Genomic DNA, 17,171 nt, shown 5'->3' with positions numbered 1-17,171 from the left:
ACCCCAAGGAGTCGATCCACCATGGCGAGCGATGCGCCGACCGCCCACGCATCCGACCTCGACTGGCTGCTGAGCGGCCTCGTGCAGCGGGTACCGCACACCAGCAGCGCGGTGCTCCTGTCCTGCGACGGACTGGTGAAGTCCGTACACGGACTCGATCCCGACAGTGCCGACCACATGGCGGCCCTGGCCTCCGGCCTGTACTCCCTCGGCCGCAGCGCGGGCGTCCGGTTCGGCGACGGCGGGGACGTACGGCAGGTCGTCGTCGAACTCGACTCGACGCTGCTGTTCGTCACCACGGCCGGCTCGGGCACCTGCCTCGCCGTCCTCGCCGGCCGCGAGGCCGACGCGGCCGTCCTCGGCTACGAGATGGCGATGCTCGTCAAGAGCGTCCGCCCCTACCTGATGACCGCGCCCCGGCAGCACGCCGTCGAACCCACGGCGATGAGGCCTTGAGGGCCGCCGCGGCCGGCGACGGGCCCTGGCTGGACGACGCCGCCGGACGGCTGGTGCGCCCGTTCACGGTCAGCAACGGCCGTACCGAGCCCAGCATCGCCCTCGACCTGATGTCCCAGGTGATGTCCACCGGCGTCACCCCGCTCGGCTACCTCGGCCCCGAGCACGTCCAGGTACTCGACCTGTGCCGGGCGCCCGTCTCGGTCGCCGAGGCCGCCGCGCAGCTCAAACTGCCCGCGGTGGTCACCAAGGTGCTGCTCTCGGACCTCGTCGACTGCGGGGCGCTCACCACCAAGCCACCCGCGTACCACCACAACCCCACTGACCGGTCCCTGCTGGAGGCAGTGCTCGATGGACTACGACGACAGCTCTGACCCGTTCCCCACCGCGCTCAAGATTCTCGTGGCGGGCGGGTTCGGGGTCGGCAAGACGACCTTCGTGGGCGCGGTCAGCGAGATCGCCCCGCTGAGTACGGAGGAGCTGCTCACCACGGTCAGTGCGGCGACGGACAGTCTCGACGGCATCGAGAACAAGGTCGAGACGACGGTGGCCATGGACTTCGGCCGGATCACCCTCGATCCGCAACACGTGCTGTACCTGTTCGGCACGCCCGGCCAGGAGCGGTTCTGGTTCATGTGGGACGAGCTGTCCGAGGGCGCGCTCGGCGCGGTGATCCTCGCCGACACCCGGCGCCTGGCGGACTGCTTCGCCGCCGTGGACTTCTTCGAGGAGCGCGGCCTCGCCTTCGTCATCGCCGTCAACGAGTTCGACGGCGCCCACCGTTACGACCCCGACGAGGTGCGTGCCGCCATCGACCTCGACCCGGAGGTCCCGGTCGTCCACTGTGACGCGCGCATCTCCAGCTCCGGCGTCCAGACCCTGCTCACCCTCGTCCATCACCTCCTCGCCCACACCCCGGAGCCCGCGCCCAGCCACGGCGCCCACATGTGATCCGGCCACACTGCCCACGGAGCCGCCCTATGAGGAACGTCCACAGCGACGGAACATGGCCAGACAGAGCACGACCAGACAGAGCAAGGTCCGAGGGAGCAAGGCCAGACGGAGTACGGCCATGAGCTACGAGCCGCCCCGGCCGGTCAGGGGTCTGCTGCTCACCCCCGAGGACAAGGAAGCTCCCGCCCGGGTCCACCGGCTGCGCCGACTCGGCCTGGTGGACCGGCCCGAACCCGCGCTCGACGCCTTCGCCGACCACCTCGCCCGGCTGGTCGCAGCGCCGTACGCAATGGTCAACTTCATCGGCGAGGAGCACCAGTTCTTCGCGGGCCTCGCCACCCCCGCCGCCCCGGCCGTCCGGGCGGACGGCAGCAGCGCCGAGGTGGGCCGGGTCCTCCCGCGCGCGCACGGGTTCTGCCCCCATGTGGTGGTCCGCCGCAAGGCGTTGGTGCTGGAGGACGTCCGCGACTACCCGAGGTTCGCCGGGAATCCGGTCGTGGACGAATACGGCATCCACGCGTATCTGGGTGCCCCGCTCATCGACAGCTCCGGCATGGTGCTCGGCACCGTGTGTGTGGCCGACAGGGCGCCCAGGGCGTGGGGGAGGAACGTCCTGGACACCGTCAAGACGCTCGCCGCCGATCTCGTCGTACGACTCGAACGAAGCGCCGAGGACGGGCTGCCCCTGTGAATCGAAGGGTGGTGGCCTGCCTGGGAAAACGGGAGGCGTGAAGGAAAGCTGAGGCGGTGGTTAAGAAAAGCTCGATGGATTCCGGCCCGCGCATACGGCAGATTGCGTAGTGATTCCACTCCTCTTCCCCGGTGCGGGCTGCTTCGCCATGCCCGCGTCCCGGGACCTCACCCACAGGAGCCGTAGCGTTGAAGGCGCTGGTCAAGGAGAAGGCAGAGCCGGGGCTCTGGCTCACGGACGTCCCGGAGCCCGAGATCGGTCCCGGCGATGTGCTGATCAAGGTCATGCGGACCGGTATCTGCGGCACCGACCTGCACATCCGTGCCTGGGACGGCTGGGCCCAGCAGGCGATCCGCACCCCGCTCGTGGTGGGCCACGAGTTCGTCGGGCAGGTCGTCGAGGTCGGGCGTGACGTCACGGAGATCGGGATCGGCGACCGGGTCAGCGGAGAGGGCCACCTGGTGTGCGGCAAGTGCCGCAACTGCCTGGCCGGCCGCCGTCACCTGTGCAGGGCCACCATCGGCCTCGGCGTCGGCCGCGACGGCGCCTTCGCCGAGTACGTCGCGCTGCCCGCGTCCAACGTCTGGGTGCACCGCGTCCCCGTCGACCTCGACGTCGCCGCGATCTTCGACCCGTTCGGCAACGCCGTGCACACCGCGCTGTCCTTCCCGCTGGTCGGCGAGGACGTCCTGATCACCGGCGCGGGCCCCATCGGCCTGATGGCCGCCGCCGTGGCCCGGCACGCGGGCGCCCGTAACGTCGTCATCACCGACGTCAGCGAGGAGCGCCTGGACCTGGCCCGCAAGATCGGCGTGAGCCTCGCCCTGAACGTCTCCCGGACCTCGATCGCCGACGGACAGCGGGAGCTGGGCCTGCGCGAGGGCTTCGACATCGGCCTGGAGATGTCCGGCCGGCCCGAGGCCATGCGCGACATGATCGCCAACATGACGCACGGCGGCCGGATCGCCATGCTCGGCCTGCCGGCCGAGGAGTTCGCGGTCGACTGGGCCAGCGTCGTCACCTCGATGATCACCATCAAGGGCATCTACGGCCGCGAGATGTTCGAGACCTGGTACGCCATGTCGGTGCTGCTGGAGGGCGGCCTCGACCTCGCCCCCGTGATCACCGGCCGCTACGACTACCGCGACTACGAGGCGGCCTTCGCCGACGCCGCCAGCGGCAAGGGCGGCAAGGTCATCCTCGACTGGACCGTCTGATCTTCAGGCCCGGTTCGCCTCCGGGGCGCACAAGCCCCTCCGGCCCACTCGCCCCCGTACTTGATGGAGCCCCTCATGTTCGCCTCTGTTCGTGACGACCTGCGCGCCACCCTCGACGAGATCCGCGCCGCCGGACTGCACAAGCCCGAGCGCGTCATCGACACCCCGCAGTCCGCGACCGTCAACGTCACCGCCGGCGGCCGTCCCGGCGAGGTCCTCAACTTCTGCGCCAACAACTACCTCGGCCTCGCCGACCACCCCGAGGTGGTCGCCGCCGCCCACGAGGCCCTGGACCGCTGGGGCTACGGCATGGCCTCCGTACGCTTCATCTGCGGCACCCAGGAGGTGCACAAGGAGCTGGAGTCCCGCCTCGCGGCCTTCCTCGGCCAGGAGGACACGATCCTGTACTCCTCCTGCTTCGACGCCAACGGCGGTGTCTTCGAGACGCTGCTCGGCGAGGAGGACGCGGTGATCTCCGACGCCCTCAACCACGCCTCCATCATCGACGGCATCCGCCTGTCCAAGGCCCGCCGCTTCCGCTACGCCAACCGCGACATGGCGGACCTGGAGGCCAAGCTCAAGGAGGCGACGGAGGGCGGCGTCCGGCGCAAGCTGATCGTCACCGACGGCGTCTTCTCCATGGACGGCTACGTCGCCCCGCTCGCCGAGATCTGCGACCTCGCCGACCGCTACGACGCCATGGTCATGGTCGACGACTCGCACGCCGTCGGCTTCGTCGGCCCCACCGGCCGCGGCACCCCCGAGCTGCACGGCGTGATGGACCGCGTCGACATCATCACCGGCACCCTCGGCAAGGCCCTCGGCGGCGCCTCGGGCGGCTACGTCGCCGCCCGCGCCGAGATCGTCGCGCTGCTGCGCCAGCGCTCGCGGCCGTACCTCTTCTCGAACACGCTCGCCCCGGTCATCGCGGCGGCCTCGCTCAAGGTCCTCGACCTGCTGGAGGCGGCCGACGACCTGCGCGTGCGCCTGAACGAGAACACCGCCCTGTTCCGCCGCCGGATGACCGACGAGGGCTTCGACATCCTCCCCGGTGACCACGCCATCGCGCCCGTCATGATCGGTGACGCGGCGAAGGCGGCCCGCATGGCCGAGCTGCTGCTGGAGCGGGGCGTCTACGTGATCGGGTTCTCCTACCCGGTCGTCCCACAGGGCCAGGCCCGCATCCGCGTCCAGCTGTCCGCCGCGCACTCGACGGACGACGTCAACCGTGCCGTGGACGCCTTCGTCGCGGCCCGCGCCGAGCTGGAGGGCTGACCAACCCGTCCGGCTTGCGATAATTCACCCATGATCGAAGCGCGGCGGCTCCACATCCTCCGTGCGGTGGCCGACCACCGTACGATGACCGCGGCTGCCGCCGCGCTCTATCTCACCCCCTCGGCCGTCTCGCAGCAGCTGACGGCCCTGGAGCAGGAGACCGGCCACCGCCTGGTCGAGCGCGGCGCCAAGGGCGTCCGGCTCACCCCGGCCGGCGAGATCCTGCTCAGCCACACCAACGCGGTCCTCGCCCAGCTGGAGCGCGCGGAGGCGGAGCTGGCCGCGTACGGCTCGGGGGAGGCCGGCACGGTCACCGTGGCGGCCTTCGCGACCGGAATCGCCCAGGTGGTGGCCCCGGCCGTGGCCCGGCTCGCCGCCATCTCGCCCGGCATACGCATCCGGGTACGGGACGCCGAGGGCGACGCCAGCCTGCCGATGGTCCTGGACCGGCAGGTGGACGTGGCCGTGGCCGTCGAGTACCGGGGCGCACCGTCCGCCGACGACCCCCGGCTCACCCACGTCCCGCTGTACGCCGAACCCTTCGACGCGGTCGTCCCGGTCGGCCACCGCCTCGCGGACGCCCCCGAAGTGCCGCTCGCCGAGCTGGCGAAGGACCCCTGGATCGGCCCGTACCCGGGCAACCCGTGCCACGACGTGGTCGTCCTCGCCTGCGAGAACGCCGGCTTCCAGCCCAGCCTCGAACACTCCTCCGACGACTTCCGTGCCGTCATCGCCCTGGCCTCCGCCGACGCGGGCGTGGCCCTCGTGCCCCGCTCCGCGCTGCGCGGCGTGGACCTCACGGGCGTGGTCGTCCGTCCGGTCGACGGCGTGGCCCCCACCCGCCGCGTCTTCGCGGCCGTACGGCGCGGAGCCGAGGGGCATCCGCTGATCCGCCCGGTGCTGGAGGCCCTGGGCCAGGCCGCCCAGGGCTGACTGTCAGTGGCACGGGTTACGGTGCGTGGCATGCCGGACGCAGAAGACGTACGCCGTATCGCCCTGTCCCTGCCGGACACCACGGAGAAGATCGCCTGGAGCATGCCCACGTTCCGGGTGGCGGGGAAGATGTTCGCCACCCTGCCCGAGGACGAGACGTCCATCGCCGTGCGCTGCCCCAAGGACGAGCGCGACGAACTGGTCATGGCCGAGCCGGAGAAGTTCTGGATCGCCGGCCACGAGGCCCAGTTCGCCTGGGTGCGAGCCCGGCTCGCCGCGCTGGAGGACGAGGACGAGCTGCGGGACATCCTCGCCGACTCCTGGCGCCAGGCGGCCCCGCCCCGGCTCCTGGACGCCCACCCCGAGCTGGGTCTGCCGGGCGGGCGATAAGGGGGCGTGACCACCGACCCGAGTGCGGTATTGTTTCCCTGCGCGTTTCGACCGGGGAAACCCCAGGTCAAACGGCAACGGGACGTGGCGCAGCTTGGTAGCGCACTTGACTGGGGGTCAAGGGGTCGCAGGTTCAAATCCTGTCGTCCCGACTTGTGAAAGTCGCAGATCGAGGGCCGTTTCGGAGTGATCCGGAACGGCCCTCGACCGTTGTGGGCCGACTGGATCAGCCGGGCGACGCACCCTCACGCAAGGCCGGCCGCCTCGGTGTCCCGGCGCGACGCCGTCAGGTACGCGACGAAGCCCAGGATCGCCACCGTCCAGGACAGGGTGACCGGGCCGAGCCCCCACCCCAGGCCGCCGCGGGAGCCGGGCAGGGCCATCCAGTCGGCGATCGAGGCGCCGAGCGGGCGGGTGATGACGTACGCCGTCCAGAACGCGGCCACCGCGCCGAGGACGCCCGCCCGGTGGGCGAGGGCCGGGACGCAGATCGCCGCCGCGAACAGGACGATCGAGCCCAGGTAGCCCAGGCCGGCGGTCGCGGTGAGGTCGCCCGCCGCGGTGCCGAGCGCGAAGGTGGCGAGCACGGCCGCCCAGTAGAAGACCTCGCGGCGGCGGGTGCGGATGCTGTGGATCGACAGGGTCCGCTCACTGGCGTACCAGAAGGCGAAGACGGCCGCCAGGGCGGTCATGAAGAGCGGGGTGGACAGGGCGTAGGGGACGCCCAGGCCCACGTGGAGCACGTCGGCGGCCATCGTGCCGAACACGCTGACCATGACGATCGCCGTCCAGTAGATCCAGGCGACGTACCGGCGCACGGCGAACTGGAGCACCAGCGAGGCCGTGAAGGCGACGGCGCCGAGACCGACCGCCGGGACCGGGCCGAACAGGTGGGCCAGGAAGTCCGACGCGGTCTCGCCCATGCCGGTGGTGAGGACCTTGATGATCCAGAAGTAGACGGTGACCTCCGGCACCTTGTTCGCGCTCTCGCGGGCGCGGACGCGGGCATGGCCGCGGGGCCGTCGGTCGAGGACGTGCTCTGTGCTCATGAGCCGCACCCTCGCACGGCCAACTGTCCTTTCCCCAGCCCCCTTTGCCATTGTTTTGGGGCCTCTGGTGCAGGTGTTTCCCGAGCCCTCCGCGAGCCTGACCGCAACCTGAACGCTTCCCTGAAACCCCTGGTCAGCGCCGCGGAAGGGCTGGTACGAAGATCAGTTGACCGGTGGCGGGGGCGCGGGTGTCAGGAGAGCGCGCCGACGTGCGCGAGGGCCTGCTTCAGCAGCACCCCGTGCCCGCCCGGCATCTCGCTCTGCAGCGCCGCCGAGGCGGCCTCCTGCGGGCTGAACCACACCAGGTCCAGCGCGTCCTGCCGGGGCCGGCAGTCGCCGGTCACCGGCACGATGTAGGCGAGGGACACCGCGTGCTGGCGCGGATCGTGGTAGGGCGTGATGCCCGCCGTCGGGAAGTACTCCGCGACGGTGAAGGGCTGCAGGGAGGCCGGGATGCGCGGCAGGGCGACCGGGCCGAGGTCCTTCTCCAGGTGGCGCAGCAGCGCGTCGCGGACCCGCTCGTGGTGCAGGACGCGCCCGGAGACCAGGGTCCGGCTGACCGTTCCGTCTGGGCCGATACGCAACAGCAGCCCGATGCTGGTGACTTCGCCGCTGTCGTCCACGCGCACGGGCACGGCCTCGACGTACAGGATCGGCATGTGGGCCCTGGCCATTTCCAGCTCGTCCGTGGTCAGCCAGCCGGGCGTGGTTTCGGTCATGTCAGACATTGCTTGATCATACTTTCCGGGTGGGGCGCCCGCTCAGTGACGGGCCGAATCGGATAGGAGTGGTCCGTAGAGCCGGCGGGCGTTGTCGCGGCCCGTCCAGGCCGCGATCCGCAGGGCGTCGGGCAGGTTCAACTCGTCCGCGTCCACGCGGGCTTGGAGCAATCCGGCCAGTCCCTGCCGGAAGGACAGTGCACCCAGGTGGTGGAATTCGGCCACGCCACAGGCGTCGGAGCTGTACAGCAGCTTGCGGTACGGGGTGATTTCCAGCGCCTCCTCCAGCACCGCCCGCGCGCGGGCCGGGCCGGTGTAGTGCAGGGCCAGCCCGACGTCCAGGTACACCTGCTCGAACACTGCGGCCAGATAGGCGGCCTGACGCTGGTACGGCCAGCAGTGCAGCAGCAGGACCGGGATCGTGCCCGCGGTCAGGTGCAGCCAGTCGGTCAGCAGCGCGGGGTCGGCGCGGTGCAGCCGTACGTCGGCATCGCCGAAGCCGGTGTGCAGTTGCAGGGGCAGGCCGAGGTCGACGGCGGTCCACAGCAGGTGCCGTACCAGCACCGGGTCGGTCAGCCGGCTCCCGTGCGCGAGCCGGCGCCGGGCCGCCTCGGTCACCTCGGCGTCCGTGGGGCGGGCCGGGTCCAGGGCGAAGCCGGTGCGGTAGGCGGCGACCGACTTGACGGCCACCACGCCCGGCCGCCGTACGGCCTGCTCGGCGGCGGCCCGGAACACCGCCGCGTACTCGCCCGCCTCCACGCCCCGCGCGGCCACCGCCTCCGCGAGCTGCTCCAGTCGTACGACCTCGTAGGCGGTGGCCCCGGCGGCCCGGGCCAGTTCGGCGGGGGAGGTGAGCGGGAGCGGGGCGTAGCCGGTGTCCACGCAGAACACCTCCGTGCCGGACGCCGTCAGGAAGCGCCGGTTGACCTCCTGCCAGCCGAGCGCGGAGCGCCGGGCCAGGTAGTCGGCGGGCGGCGCGTGCCGGGGGAGGTCCAGCAGGGGTGCGCAGTGCCGGCGTACGGCCGTGCCGACCGGGCTGTCGAAGGGCGAGATCCCGGGCCAGGCCGCGCCCTCGGTGATCAGCGACTCGAACTGGTCGGGGTCGAGATCGGCGGTGACGGCGCCGTGGCAGTGGTGGTCCACCAGCGGCAGCGCGGCGAGGGCCTCGTGGACCGGTCCCGGTGCGGCGGCCAGTGTCGCCATGGTCAGTACACCCAGCGGTAGGCCGCCGCCACCTGGGCGTCGTCGAGGCCCGCCACGGCGGCGGCCTCCCCGAGCCGTACGGCGCTCACCGCGTCCGCCAGGACCGGGCCCAGCGCGGCCCGCAGCACCTGGTCGGCGCGGAACTCCTCGACGGCCTCCGGCAGCGACACCGGCAGCCGCCGCACCCCGAGGGCCGCCGCCTCCTCGGGGCCGAGGCGGGCCGGGTCCCCGGTGATCTCCCCGGGCAGCGGCAGCGCCGCCGTCAGCCCGTCGAGCCCGGCGGCGATGACACAGCCGAGCGCCAGGTACGGGTTGGCGGCCAGGTCGACCGGCTTGATCTCCATGTTGGCCTCCTGGTCCTGGCGGCCCGCCGAACCGGTCACCATCCGCAGCGCGGCCTCGCGGGTCTCCCGGCCCCAAGCGGTGAACACCCCCGCCCACTGCGAGGGCTTGAGCCGCAGATAGCTGGCCGGGCTCGGCGCGGTGACCGCGGTCAGGGCGGGCAGATGCGCGAGCACACCGGCCGCGAAGGACTCCGCCTCGGCCGTCATGCCGTACCGGCCCGGGCCGCCGGCGTGCAGGTTGACCCCGGCGCGCCGGCAGGACAGGTGCAGATGGCCGCCGTTGCCGACGCCCTCGGCGGACACGGCGGGCGCGAAGGACACCCGCAGGCCGTGCCGCTGGGCGACCGCCCGGACCGTCTGGCGCACCAGCACGCTCAGGTCGGCCGCCGCCACCGGGTCCAGCGCGCCCACCGAGATCTCGAACTGCCCCGCCGCGTACTCGGGATGGATCTGGCGGACGTCCACGCCCTGCTCCGCGCACGCGGCCAGCAGGTCGGCGGTCAGGTCGCTCAGCTCCACCTGCCGGGTCGCGCCGTACGCCGGTCCCGAGCAGGCCGGGACGAACTCCCCGGCGGGCGCCGAGCCGAGCCCGAGCACCCACTCGACCTCGACGGCCGCCTCGAAGGAGAGGCCGTGCCGTTCGGCGGCGTCCGTGACCATGCGGCGCAGAAAGGTCCGGGCGCAGCCGGGGTGCCGCTCGCCCTCCTGGGTGATCCGGTCGACGGGCGCCCAGGCCCAGCCGGGCTGGGCCGCGAGGACCACCAGCCGGTCGAGGTCGGGATAGAGCCGCAGGTCTCCGTCCGGGGAGCCGAGGACGTCGGTGGTGACGATGGAGTCGTCGGCGAGGAACGTGTCGAACACCGGCGACATCCCGACACCCCAGGAGACCGCCGCCTCCAGCCGCGCCGTCGGGATCGTCTTCACCCGGCCGACGCCCGCGGTGTCCACGTACGCGAGCACGATCCCGCGGACGCCGCGCGCCGCGAGACCGGCGCCGAGCGCGGCGACCCGGCCGAGGTCGCCGGGGCGCCCGCCGGGCACGGGGTCGGCAAGGGTGGTCATACGTCCTCCTCGACGGGCCCCCGGGGACGGCCGAGGGCCCTCCTCGACGGCCGGGGGCGGGCGGGGTCAGGGTTTCACGGCCACCGCGCCGAACTGCGGTACCGCCGCCGCGTCGGACTCCGCGCGCCACTGCGAGCACGGCACCAGACCCGGCTCGACCAGTTCGAGCCCGTCCAGGAACGAGGCGATCTCGTCCCGGCTGCGGGCGGTGATCGGCGGCGTGGCGTGCGCGTTCCAGAACTCCATCGCGGCGATGTTGCCCTCGCCGCCGACGTCGGCGTCGTAGGTGGGGTGGGTGAGCGCGAGGTGGCTGCCGGAGGGCACCGCCGCCATGAGCCGCCGCACGATGTCCCGGGCCTCGTCCGTGTCGAGGACGAAGTTGAGGATGCCGAGCATCATCACGCCGACCGGCCGGGTCAGGTCCAGGGTGTCCGCGGCGCGCAGCACGATGGTGTCCGGGTCGCGCACGTCGGCATCGACGTAGTCGGTCACGCCCTCGGGGGAGCTGGTCAGCAGCGAACGGGCGTGGACGAGCACGATCGGGTCGTTGTCGACGTACACGATCCGTGACTCGGGGGCGATGCGCTGCGCTATCTCGTGCGTGTTGTCGACCGTCGGCAGACCCGTGCCGACGTCGAGGAACTGCCGGATCCCCTGCTCGGCGGCCAGGTACCGCACCGCCCGCCCCAGGAACTCCCGGTCCGCGCGGGCCACCGCCCGGATCACCGGGAACATCCCGGCGACGTGCTCGCCGACCTGCTGGTCGACCTCGTAGTTGTCCTTGCCGCCGATCCAGTAGTTCCACACCCGCGCGTTGTGCGCCACGGAGGTGTCCAGCCTCGCCGAGGCATCCGCGGGGGGTTGGCTCTCGCTCACGTCGTCGCCCTTCTCGTGTGCGGTGCTCCGCAGTGCGGTGGTCCGCCGTCGTCGTGCCGTCCGGAACACTGGACCCCGTACATGTACCCGCACCTCACCCCTATCCCTCCCCGACCGGAAGAAGGACATGCCCGCCATCCCCGCGCCCCTGCAAGAAGCCCCCGGCCTGCCCGCCGGTGCCGCCGACATCCGGCTCGTCGTCACGGACATGGACGGCACGCTCCTGGACGACGCCAAGCGCATCCCGGACGGCCTGTGGCCGATGCTCGCCGAACTGCGCCGGCGCGGAGTTGTCTTCAGCCCGGCGAGCGGTCGCCAGTACGCCACGCTGGCCCGCGAGTTCGCGGACGTCGCCGAGGGCATGGTGTTCATCGCGGAGAACGGCACCTACGTGGTCCGGGACGGCGTCGAGCTCAGCTCCGACCCGCTCGACCGTGCGGTGGCCGCCGGGGTCGCCCGGGCGGTACGGCGCCTGGTCGCGGACGGCGTGGACGTGGGCGCGGTGGTCTGCGGCAAGCGGTCGGCGTACGTGGAGCGGACCGACGAGGCGTTCCTGGCGCAGGTGCGTCATTACTACGTCGAGCACCGGATCGTCGAGGACGTCACCGCCGTCGACGACGACGTGATCAAGGTGGCGCTCTTCGACTTCGGCTCCGCCGAGCACACCACCGCCCCGGCCCTGCGGGACTTCGCCGCCACCCACCGGGTCGTCGTCTCCGGCGAGCACTGGGTCGACGTCATGAACCGCACCGCCGACAAGGGCGCCGCCCTGCGAGGCCTCCAGCGCGAGCTGGGCATCACGCCCGCGCAGACCATGGTGTTCGGCGACTACCTCAACGACCTGGAGATGCTCGACGCCGCCGAATGGTCCTTCGCCATGGCCAACGCCCACCCGGAGGTCGTCCGCCGCGCCCGCCACCTGGCCCCGTCGAACAACGACAACGGGGTGCTGCGCACCATCGCCCGGGTGCTCGGCATACCGGAGTAACTCGTCCGCGTAACGGGGCAGTTGCTCAGGACTTCAGCCCCACCGCGCCGTACAGCGAGACCGGCCCGTCCCCGTCGGAGTCGTCCTCACGGCGCCAGTCCGCCACCGAGACGACGCCCGGGTCCAGCAGCTCAAGTCCCTTGAAGAAGGCGGCCACTTCCGGCCGGGAGCGGGCCACCAGGGTCACGCCGCCCGCCCGGTAGGCCGCGATGCCCTGCGCCACCTTCTCGGGTTCCAGGTCGGCCGTCATCATGGACAGGACCAGACAGCTGCCCGGGGCCAGCGCCTCGACCAGAGTGGACACCACGTCGTGGGCGCCGTCCTCGTCGGCGATGAAGTGCAGCAGCGCGATGAGGGAGAGGGCGACCGGGCGCTCGAAGTCCAGGACGCGGGCGGCCTGTTCGAGGATGGCCCGTGGATCGCGGGCGTCGGCCTGCACGTACTCCGTCACGCCGTCGGGGGTGCCGCGCAGCAGCGCCTGCGCGTGGGCCAGCACGATGGGGTCGTTGTCGACGTAGACCACGCGGGCGTCCGGGGCGACGGACTGGGCGATCTGGTGGAGGTTGGGTTCGGTCGGTATGCCGGTGCCGACGTCCAGGAACTGGCGGATGCCCCGCTCCGCGGCCACGACGCGCGTGGCCCGGTGCATGAAGGCGCGGTTGGCGCGCGCGTGCCGTACGGCGCCCTGGTCGATCGCCGTGATCCGGCGGCCGAGTTGCTCGTCGACGGGGTAGTTGTCCTTGCCGCCGAGGTACCAGTCGTACACCCTGGCCGGATGCGGCCGGCTGGTGTCGATGCCCTGGGTGGTCGGCTCGGTCCCCGTCACGTCCTGCTCCTCCGCTCGGCCCGCCCCGGCCCTCGTCCCGGGGGCGTACGGGGAGCAGTGTGACATGGTCACGCGGCCCGGCGGAGCGGGATTCGGCCACCCCGCTCCCGCGTGCCCGGTCAGCGCGGAAGTGCCGCGTCCAGGAAGCGGATCAGCTCCGCGAAGACCGCCGCCCGGTCCGTCTCGTGGAACACCTCGTGCCGGGCCCCGGTGAAGATCCGCTCGGTCAGCCGGCCGCCGCTCAGCCGTTCCACGCCGACCCGGCTCCCGGGCAGCGGCACCAGCCGGTCGTCGTCCCCGTGCAGCCACAGCACCGGCAGTGCGCCCACGTCACCGCCCTTGTCGACGGTCTCCAGGGTGCGGGCGAACGCCTCCAGCGTCGGCCGCTTCATCGGCCCGTGCCAGACCAGCGGATCGGCGGCGTACGCGGCGCCCACCGCAGGGTCGCGGGAGAGCGCGGCCGGGCTGATCGGGATGTCCGGGATCTCGTCCAGGGCGAGCAGCCGGCCGGGCAGCTCCCAGGCGCCGATCACCGGGCCGGAGAGCACCAGCGCGGTCAGCTCGTCGCCGTACCGCTGGGCGTAGCGCGACGCGATCAGGCCGCCCATCGAGTGGCCGACCATGACGAGCGGCAGGCCGGGGTGGGCCGCGCGGGCCAGGTCGGCCACGCGGTGGACGTCCGTGACGACGTCCTCGAAGTCCTCGATCACCACCCGTTCGCCGGCCGACTTCCCGTGCCCCATGTGATCGGGCGCGTACACGGCGGCCCCGTGTCCGGTGAGGACGGCGGCCGGCCCGTCGTACCGGCCCGCGTGCTCGCCGTAGCCGTGCACCAGCAGGGCCAGGTAGCGGGGGCCGGCGTGCGGCCACTCCCGGACGGCGATCGCGCCACGGGTGCCGTCGAGGGTGTGCTCGCGGATCTCGGCCATGTCTCCTCCGGCTGTCTCGGCGTGTCTGGGTGAAGGTCGGGGAAGATCTTCCCAGGGAGCGGGTGGGCGGTCTATAGTCCAAAACTAGCAGTGCTAATTAATTCGGTCCCGTGCGACCGTGGTCCAGGACAACCGGGTCCGCGTCCACCGAGGTCCGTGTCCACTGAGGTCTGTGCTGATCCACAGCGTCGTAGGTCAGGAGTCCAAGCCGTGCGTCCCGTCCACTTCGCAGCCGCCCGCCGCACACCCATCGGCAAGCTGCGCGGAGCCCTGTCCACCGTGCGTCCCGACGATCTGGCGGCCACCGTGGTCCGCCACCTGGTCGCCGACGTGCCCGCGCTCGACCCCGCCCGGATCGACGACGTCTACTGGGGCGCGGCCAACCAGGCCGGCGAGGACAACCGTAACGTCGCCCGCATGGCCGCCCTGCTCGCCGGACTGCCCGAGTCCGTGCCCGGCGCCACCGTCAACCGGCTGTGCGCCTCCGGCCTGGAGGCGGTCACGACCGCGGCCCGTACGATCGCGGCGGGCGAGGCCGACATCGTCATCGCGGGCGGCTCGGAGTCGATGAGCCGCGCCCCCTTCGTGCTGCCCCGCCCCGACGAGGCCCTGCCCCACCGCATCGAGACGTACGACACCCGCCTCGGCTGGCGCCTGGTCAACCCGGCCATGAAGGAGCTGCACGGCCTGCTGGCCATGGGCGAGACCGCCGAGGAGGTCGCCGAGCGCTACGGCATCTCCCGCGACCGGCAGGACGAGTTCGCCCTGCGCAGCCACCAACTGGCCGCCGCGGCACGCAAGAACGGCCACTTCGACGACGAACTTCTGCCCGTTGAGCGGGCGGACGGCGTCGTGGTCGAGCAGGACGAGTGCGTCCGCGAGGACACCTCGCTGGAGAAACTGGCCCGCCTCAAGCCGGCGTTCCGCGCCGACGGCACGGTCACCGCGGGCAACGCCTCGCCGATGAACGACGGCGCCGCCGGGCTGCTGCTGGTCAGCGAGGAGGCGCTGAACGAGCTGGGCCTCGAATCCCTCGGCCGGTACGTCGCCGGCGCCTCGGCGGGCGTGCACCCGGACGTGATGGGCATCGGCCCGGTGCCCGCGACCCGCAAGGCGCTGGCCCGCGCCGGCTGGACGACCGGCGACCTCCAGGAGGCCGAGTTCAACGAGGCGTTCGCCGCGCAGGCACTCGCGTGCGTCGACCAGCTGGGCATCGACCCCGAGCTGGTGAACCCCTACGGCGGCGCGATCGCCCTGGGCCACCCGCTCGGCTGCTCCGGCGCCCGCATCCTCACCACGCTGCTGCACCGCATGCGCCGCACGGGCGCGGAGCGGGGGCTGGCGACGATGTGCGTGGGCGTGGGGCAGGGGAGCGCGGTGCTGGTCGAGCGGCACTAGGGGGCGACGGGGGCTCCCCGCAAGGGGAGCCAGGGGCTTTTCCGGGGCCCGCAGCCACCAGGCGGGACGCGGCTCATGCGGGCGGGATGCGTGCGCATAGCATCGGTGTCCGCATGAACACGATGACGCTCTGGAACATAACCGGCTGGGAGTTCGCCGCCCTCGCCTTCGCGGCCCTGATCGTGGGCTTCTCCAAGTCCGCGGTGAGCGGGGCCAACACGGTCAGCCTCGCGATCTTCGCGGCCGTGCTGCCCGCCCGCGCCTCCACCGGGGTGTTGCTGCCGGTCCTGATCGCCGGCGACGTGCTCGCCGTCCTCACCTACCGGCGGCACGCCCACTGGCCCACGCTGTGGCGGCTGTTCCCGGCGGTGGCGGTCGGCGTGGTGGCCGGCACGCTGTTCCTGATGTGGGCCGACGACGGAGTCGTACGGACCTCGATCGGCGCGATCCTGCTGCTGATGACCGGGGTCACGCTGTGGCGGCGGCGCCGGGCGGAGGCGGGGGAGGAGCCGGACGCGGTGACCACCCGGGCGGGCCGGACGAGGGCCCGTTCGTACGGCGTCCTCGGCGGCTTCACGACGATGGTCGCCAACGCGGGCGGGCCGGTGATGTCGATGTATCTCCTTTCGGCGGGCTTCCGGAAGCTCGGCTTCCTCGGTACGTCGGCGTTCTTCTTCCTCATCGTGAACGTGTCCAAGGTGCCCTTCAGCGTCGGCCTCGGGCTGATCGACGGCCGCTCCCTGCTCCTTGACGCCGCGCTCGCCGTGTTCGTCGTGCCCGGGGCGTTGTTCGGCAAATGGGCTGTGAACCGGATCAACCAGCGGCTCTTCGAGCAGATCGTGATCGCGGCGACGATCGTGGGCGGCGTACAACTGCTCCTGCGCTAGGCCCTCGACGACAGGGCCTAGACGCCTTCCAGCCCCAGCAGCGCGGGCAGGTCCGCGAACGAGTCCACAACATGGTCGGGCGTACCGCCGGCGCTCTCCTCGGTCTCCCGCTGGTACTTCCCCGTCCTGACCAGCACCCCCGTGATCCCGGCGCGCTGCGCCGCGAGGACGTCCGACTCGATGTCGTCGCCCACCATCAGCGCCCGGTCCGCGCCCACCCCCAGCCGGGCCAGCGCCGCTCCGAAGAACGCCGGGGACGGCTTGCCCGTGACCTCCGCCTCGACGCGCGCGGCCCGCTCCAGCCCGAGCAGGAAGGCCCCCGAGTCCAGTTGCAGCCCGGCGTCGGTGCGCCAGTACAGGCTGCGGTGCATGGCGACCAGCCGCGCCCCCTGCTGGAGGTACCCGAAGGCCCGGTTGAGCGCCGCGTAGCCGAACTCGGGCCCGGCGCCGCCGAGCACGACCACGTCTACGTCCACGTCCATGTCCGGGCGCTCCTCGTCGACCAGGGTGACGTCGGTGAGGTCCTCCGCGATGTCCCCGCTGTTCAGGAGGGCGCAGCGGGCGCCCGGAAAGTGCGCGGCGAGGTGGGCTGCGGTGGCCGCGGGCGCCGTGAGCACGTCCTCGGCGCTCACCTCGAACCCGGCCTCCGACAGGGTCGCGGCGATCGACGCCCGCGTACGGGACGTCGTGTTGGTCACCAGAGCCACACCGAGCCCGGCCGCGCGGATCGCGCGCACCGCCTCCACCGCACCCGGCAGCGGCTTCCAGGACATGGTGAGGACACCGTCGATGTCGATGAGCACGGCACGCACGGACTCCATGCCTCAGACCGTAGCGACCCGGGCTCCGGAACGGCCGGTACGACCTCGTACGCTCACTCTCATGCCCGTGCACGTCCTGATCCTCGGCGGCACCACCGAGGCGCGCCGCCTCGCCGCCGACCTCGCCGCCCGTCCCGGCGTCCGGGTCACCAC

At 72.3% G+C, this 17,171-nt stretch carries 19 protein-coding genes and 1 tRNA gene; 12 read left to right on the top strand and 8 right to left on the bottom strand.

Annotated features, from left to right (window positions below; all coding sequences use genetic code 11):
- Positions 1-21: 21 nt before the first annotated feature.
- The 9 genes from ACWD3E_RS32330 to ACWD3E_RS32290 all read left to right on the top strand — a co-directional run bounded on the left by ACWD3E_RS32330 (position 22) and on the right by ACWD3E_RS32290 (position 6,068).
- A complete protein-coding gene (locus tag ACWD3E_RS32330; protein ID WP_451391094.1) occupies positions 22-456 on the top strand; it encodes a roadblock/LC7 domain-containing protein in 435 nt (144 codons plus the stop codon).
- Positions 453-830 (top strand): DUF742 domain-containing protein, encoded by a 378-nt coding sequence (locus ACWD3E_RS32325; RefSeq protein WP_451391093.1) that lies wholly within the window; start codon positions 453-455, stop codon positions 828-830. The genes ACWD3E_RS32330 and ACWD3E_RS32325 overlap by 4 nt, the downstream gene beginning before the upstream one ends.
- A complete protein-coding gene (locus tag ACWD3E_RS32320; protein ID WP_451354406.1) occupies positions 808-1,407 on the top strand; it encodes a GTP-binding protein in 600 nt (199 codons plus the stop codon). Before ACWD3E_RS32325 ends, ACWD3E_RS32320 begins: the two co-directional genes overlap by 23 nt.
- A gap of 121 nt (positions 1,408-1,528) precedes the next feature.
- Positions 1,529-2,101 carry a GAF domain-containing protein gene (locus ACWD3E_RS32315; protein ID WP_451391092.1) on the top strand — a complete coding sequence of 191 codons (573 nt, stop codon included), beginning with the start codon at positions 1,529-1,531 and terminating at the stop codon, positions 2,099-2,101.
- Between the two features lie 188 nt (positions 2,102-2,289).
- Positions 2,290-3,318 (top strand): L-threonine 3-dehydrogenase, encoded by a 1,029-nt coding sequence (gene tdh / locus ACWD3E_RS32310; RefSeq protein WP_451391091.1) that lies wholly within the window; start codon positions 2,290-2,292, stop codon positions 3,316-3,318.
- A 75-nt stretch (positions 3,319-3,393) separates the two neighbouring features.
- Positions 3,394-4,593 carry a glycine C-acetyltransferase gene (locus tag ACWD3E_RS32305; RefSeq protein ID WP_451391090.1) on the top strand — a complete coding sequence of 400 codons (1,200 nt, stop codon included), beginning with the start codon at positions 3,394-3,396 and terminating at the stop codon, positions 4,591-4,593.
- A gap of 30 nt (positions 4,594-4,623) precedes the next feature.
- Complete coding sequence (locus ACWD3E_RS32300; protein WP_451391089.1) at positions 4,624-5,526, top strand: LysR family transcriptional regulator; 903 nt, start codon at positions 4,624-4,626, stop codon at positions 5,524-5,526.
- Between the two features lie 30 nt (positions 5,527-5,556).
- Positions 5,557-5,916, top strand: a complete 360-nt coding sequence (locus ACWD3E_RS32295; RefSeq protein ID WP_451391088.1) for an MmcQ/YjbR family DNA-binding protein — start codon at positions 5,557-5,559, stop codon at positions 5,914-5,916.
- Positions 5,917-5,994: 78 nt separating this feature from the next.
- Positions 5,995-6,068 (top strand) — tRNA-Pro (locus tag ACWD3E_RS32290).
- Between the two features lie 93 nt (positions 6,069-6,161).
- Here the strand turns inward: ACWD3E_RS32290 and ACWD3E_RS32285 are convergent.
- The 5 genes from ACWD3E_RS32285 to ACWD3E_RS32265 form a co-directional block, all read right to left on the bottom strand.
- Entirely contained in the window at positions 6,162-6,965 is an 804-nt protein-coding gene (locus ACWD3E_RS32285) for a COG4705 family protein (protein WP_451391087.1), read from the bottom strand.
- 191 nt (positions 6,966-7,156) lie between these two features.
- Complete coding sequence (locus ACWD3E_RS32280; protein ID WP_451391220.1) at positions 7,157-7,684, bottom strand: NUDIX hydrolase family protein; 528 nt, start codon at positions 7,682-7,684, stop codon at positions 7,157-7,159.
- Between the two features lie 42 nt (positions 7,685-7,726).
- Positions 7,727-8,887 (bottom strand): amidohydrolase family protein, encoded by a 1,161-nt coding sequence (locus ACWD3E_RS32275; RefSeq protein ID WP_451391086.1) that lies wholly within the window; start codon positions 8,885-8,887, stop codon positions 7,727-7,729.
- Positions 8,888-8,889: 2 nt separating this feature from the next.
- On the bottom strand, positions 8,890-10,293 hold the full coding sequence (locus ACWD3E_RS32270) for a glutamine synthetase (RefSeq protein ID WP_451391085.1): 1,404 nt from the start codon (positions 10,291-10,293) through the stop codon (positions 8,890-8,892).
- Positions 10,294-10,359: 66 nt separating this feature from the next.
- A complete protein-coding gene (locus tag ACWD3E_RS32265; RefSeq protein WP_451391084.1) occupies positions 10,360-11,169 on the bottom strand; it encodes an SAM-dependent methyltransferase in 810 nt (269 codons plus the stop codon).
- Between the two features lie 127 nt (positions 11,170-11,296).
- On the opposite strand from ACWD3E_RS32265, the gene ACWD3E_RS32260 reads away from it, so the two are divergent.
- Positions 11,297-12,157 carry a Cof-type HAD-IIB family hydrolase gene (locus ACWD3E_RS32260; protein ID WP_451391083.1) on the top strand — a complete coding sequence of 287 codons (861 nt, stop codon included), beginning with the start codon at positions 11,297-11,299 and terminating at the stop codon, positions 12,155-12,157.
- Between the two features lie 25 nt (positions 12,158-12,182).
- Here ACWD3E_RS32260 and ACWD3E_RS32255 read toward each other — a convergent pair whose 3' ends face one another.
- Together ACWD3E_RS32255 and ACWD3E_RS32250 are read right to left on the bottom strand one after the other, a co-directional pair.
- Positions 12,183-12,983: an SAM-dependent methyltransferase gene (locus ACWD3E_RS32255; protein WP_451391082.1), complete on the bottom strand. Its 801-nt coding sequence runs from the start codon at positions 12,981-12,983 to the stop codon at positions 12,183-12,185.
- Positions 12,984-13,102: 119 nt separating this feature from the next.
- Positions 13,103-13,912, bottom strand: a complete 810-nt coding sequence (locus ACWD3E_RS32250; RefSeq protein ID WP_451391081.1) for an alpha/beta hydrolase — start codon at positions 13,910-13,912, stop codon at positions 13,103-13,105.
- Between the two features lie 210 nt (positions 13,913-14,122).
- Between ACWD3E_RS32250 and ACWD3E_RS32245 the strand changes: the two genes are divergently transcribed.
- Positions 14,123-15,310 (top strand): thiolase family protein, encoded by a 1,188-nt coding sequence (locus ACWD3E_RS32245; protein ID WP_451391080.1) that lies wholly within the window; start codon positions 14,123-14,125, stop codon positions 15,308-15,310.
- 113 nt (positions 15,311-15,423) lie between these two features.
- The gene (locus ACWD3E_RS32240) at positions 15,424-16,197 is read left to right on the top strand and encodes a sulfite exporter TauE/SafE family protein (RefSeq protein WP_451391079.1); all 774 of its coding nucleotides are present in this window, start codon (positions 15,424-15,426) and stop codon (positions 16,195-16,197) included.
- Between the two features lie 17 nt (positions 16,198-16,214).
- Here ACWD3E_RS32240 and ACWD3E_RS32235 read toward each other — a convergent pair whose 3' ends face one another.
- Complete coding sequence (locus ACWD3E_RS32235) at positions 16,215-17,018, bottom strand: HAD-IIA family hydrolase (protein WP_451391078.1); 804 nt, start codon at positions 17,016-17,018, stop codon at positions 16,215-16,217.
- Positions 17,019-17,171: the final 153 nt, after the last annotated feature.

The organism is Streptomyces sp. NPDC002676, from assembly GCF_053592455.1.
The sequence above is the reverse complement of the archived record's forward strand: the minus strand, read 5'-3'. Positions and strand labels throughout refer to the sequence as shown.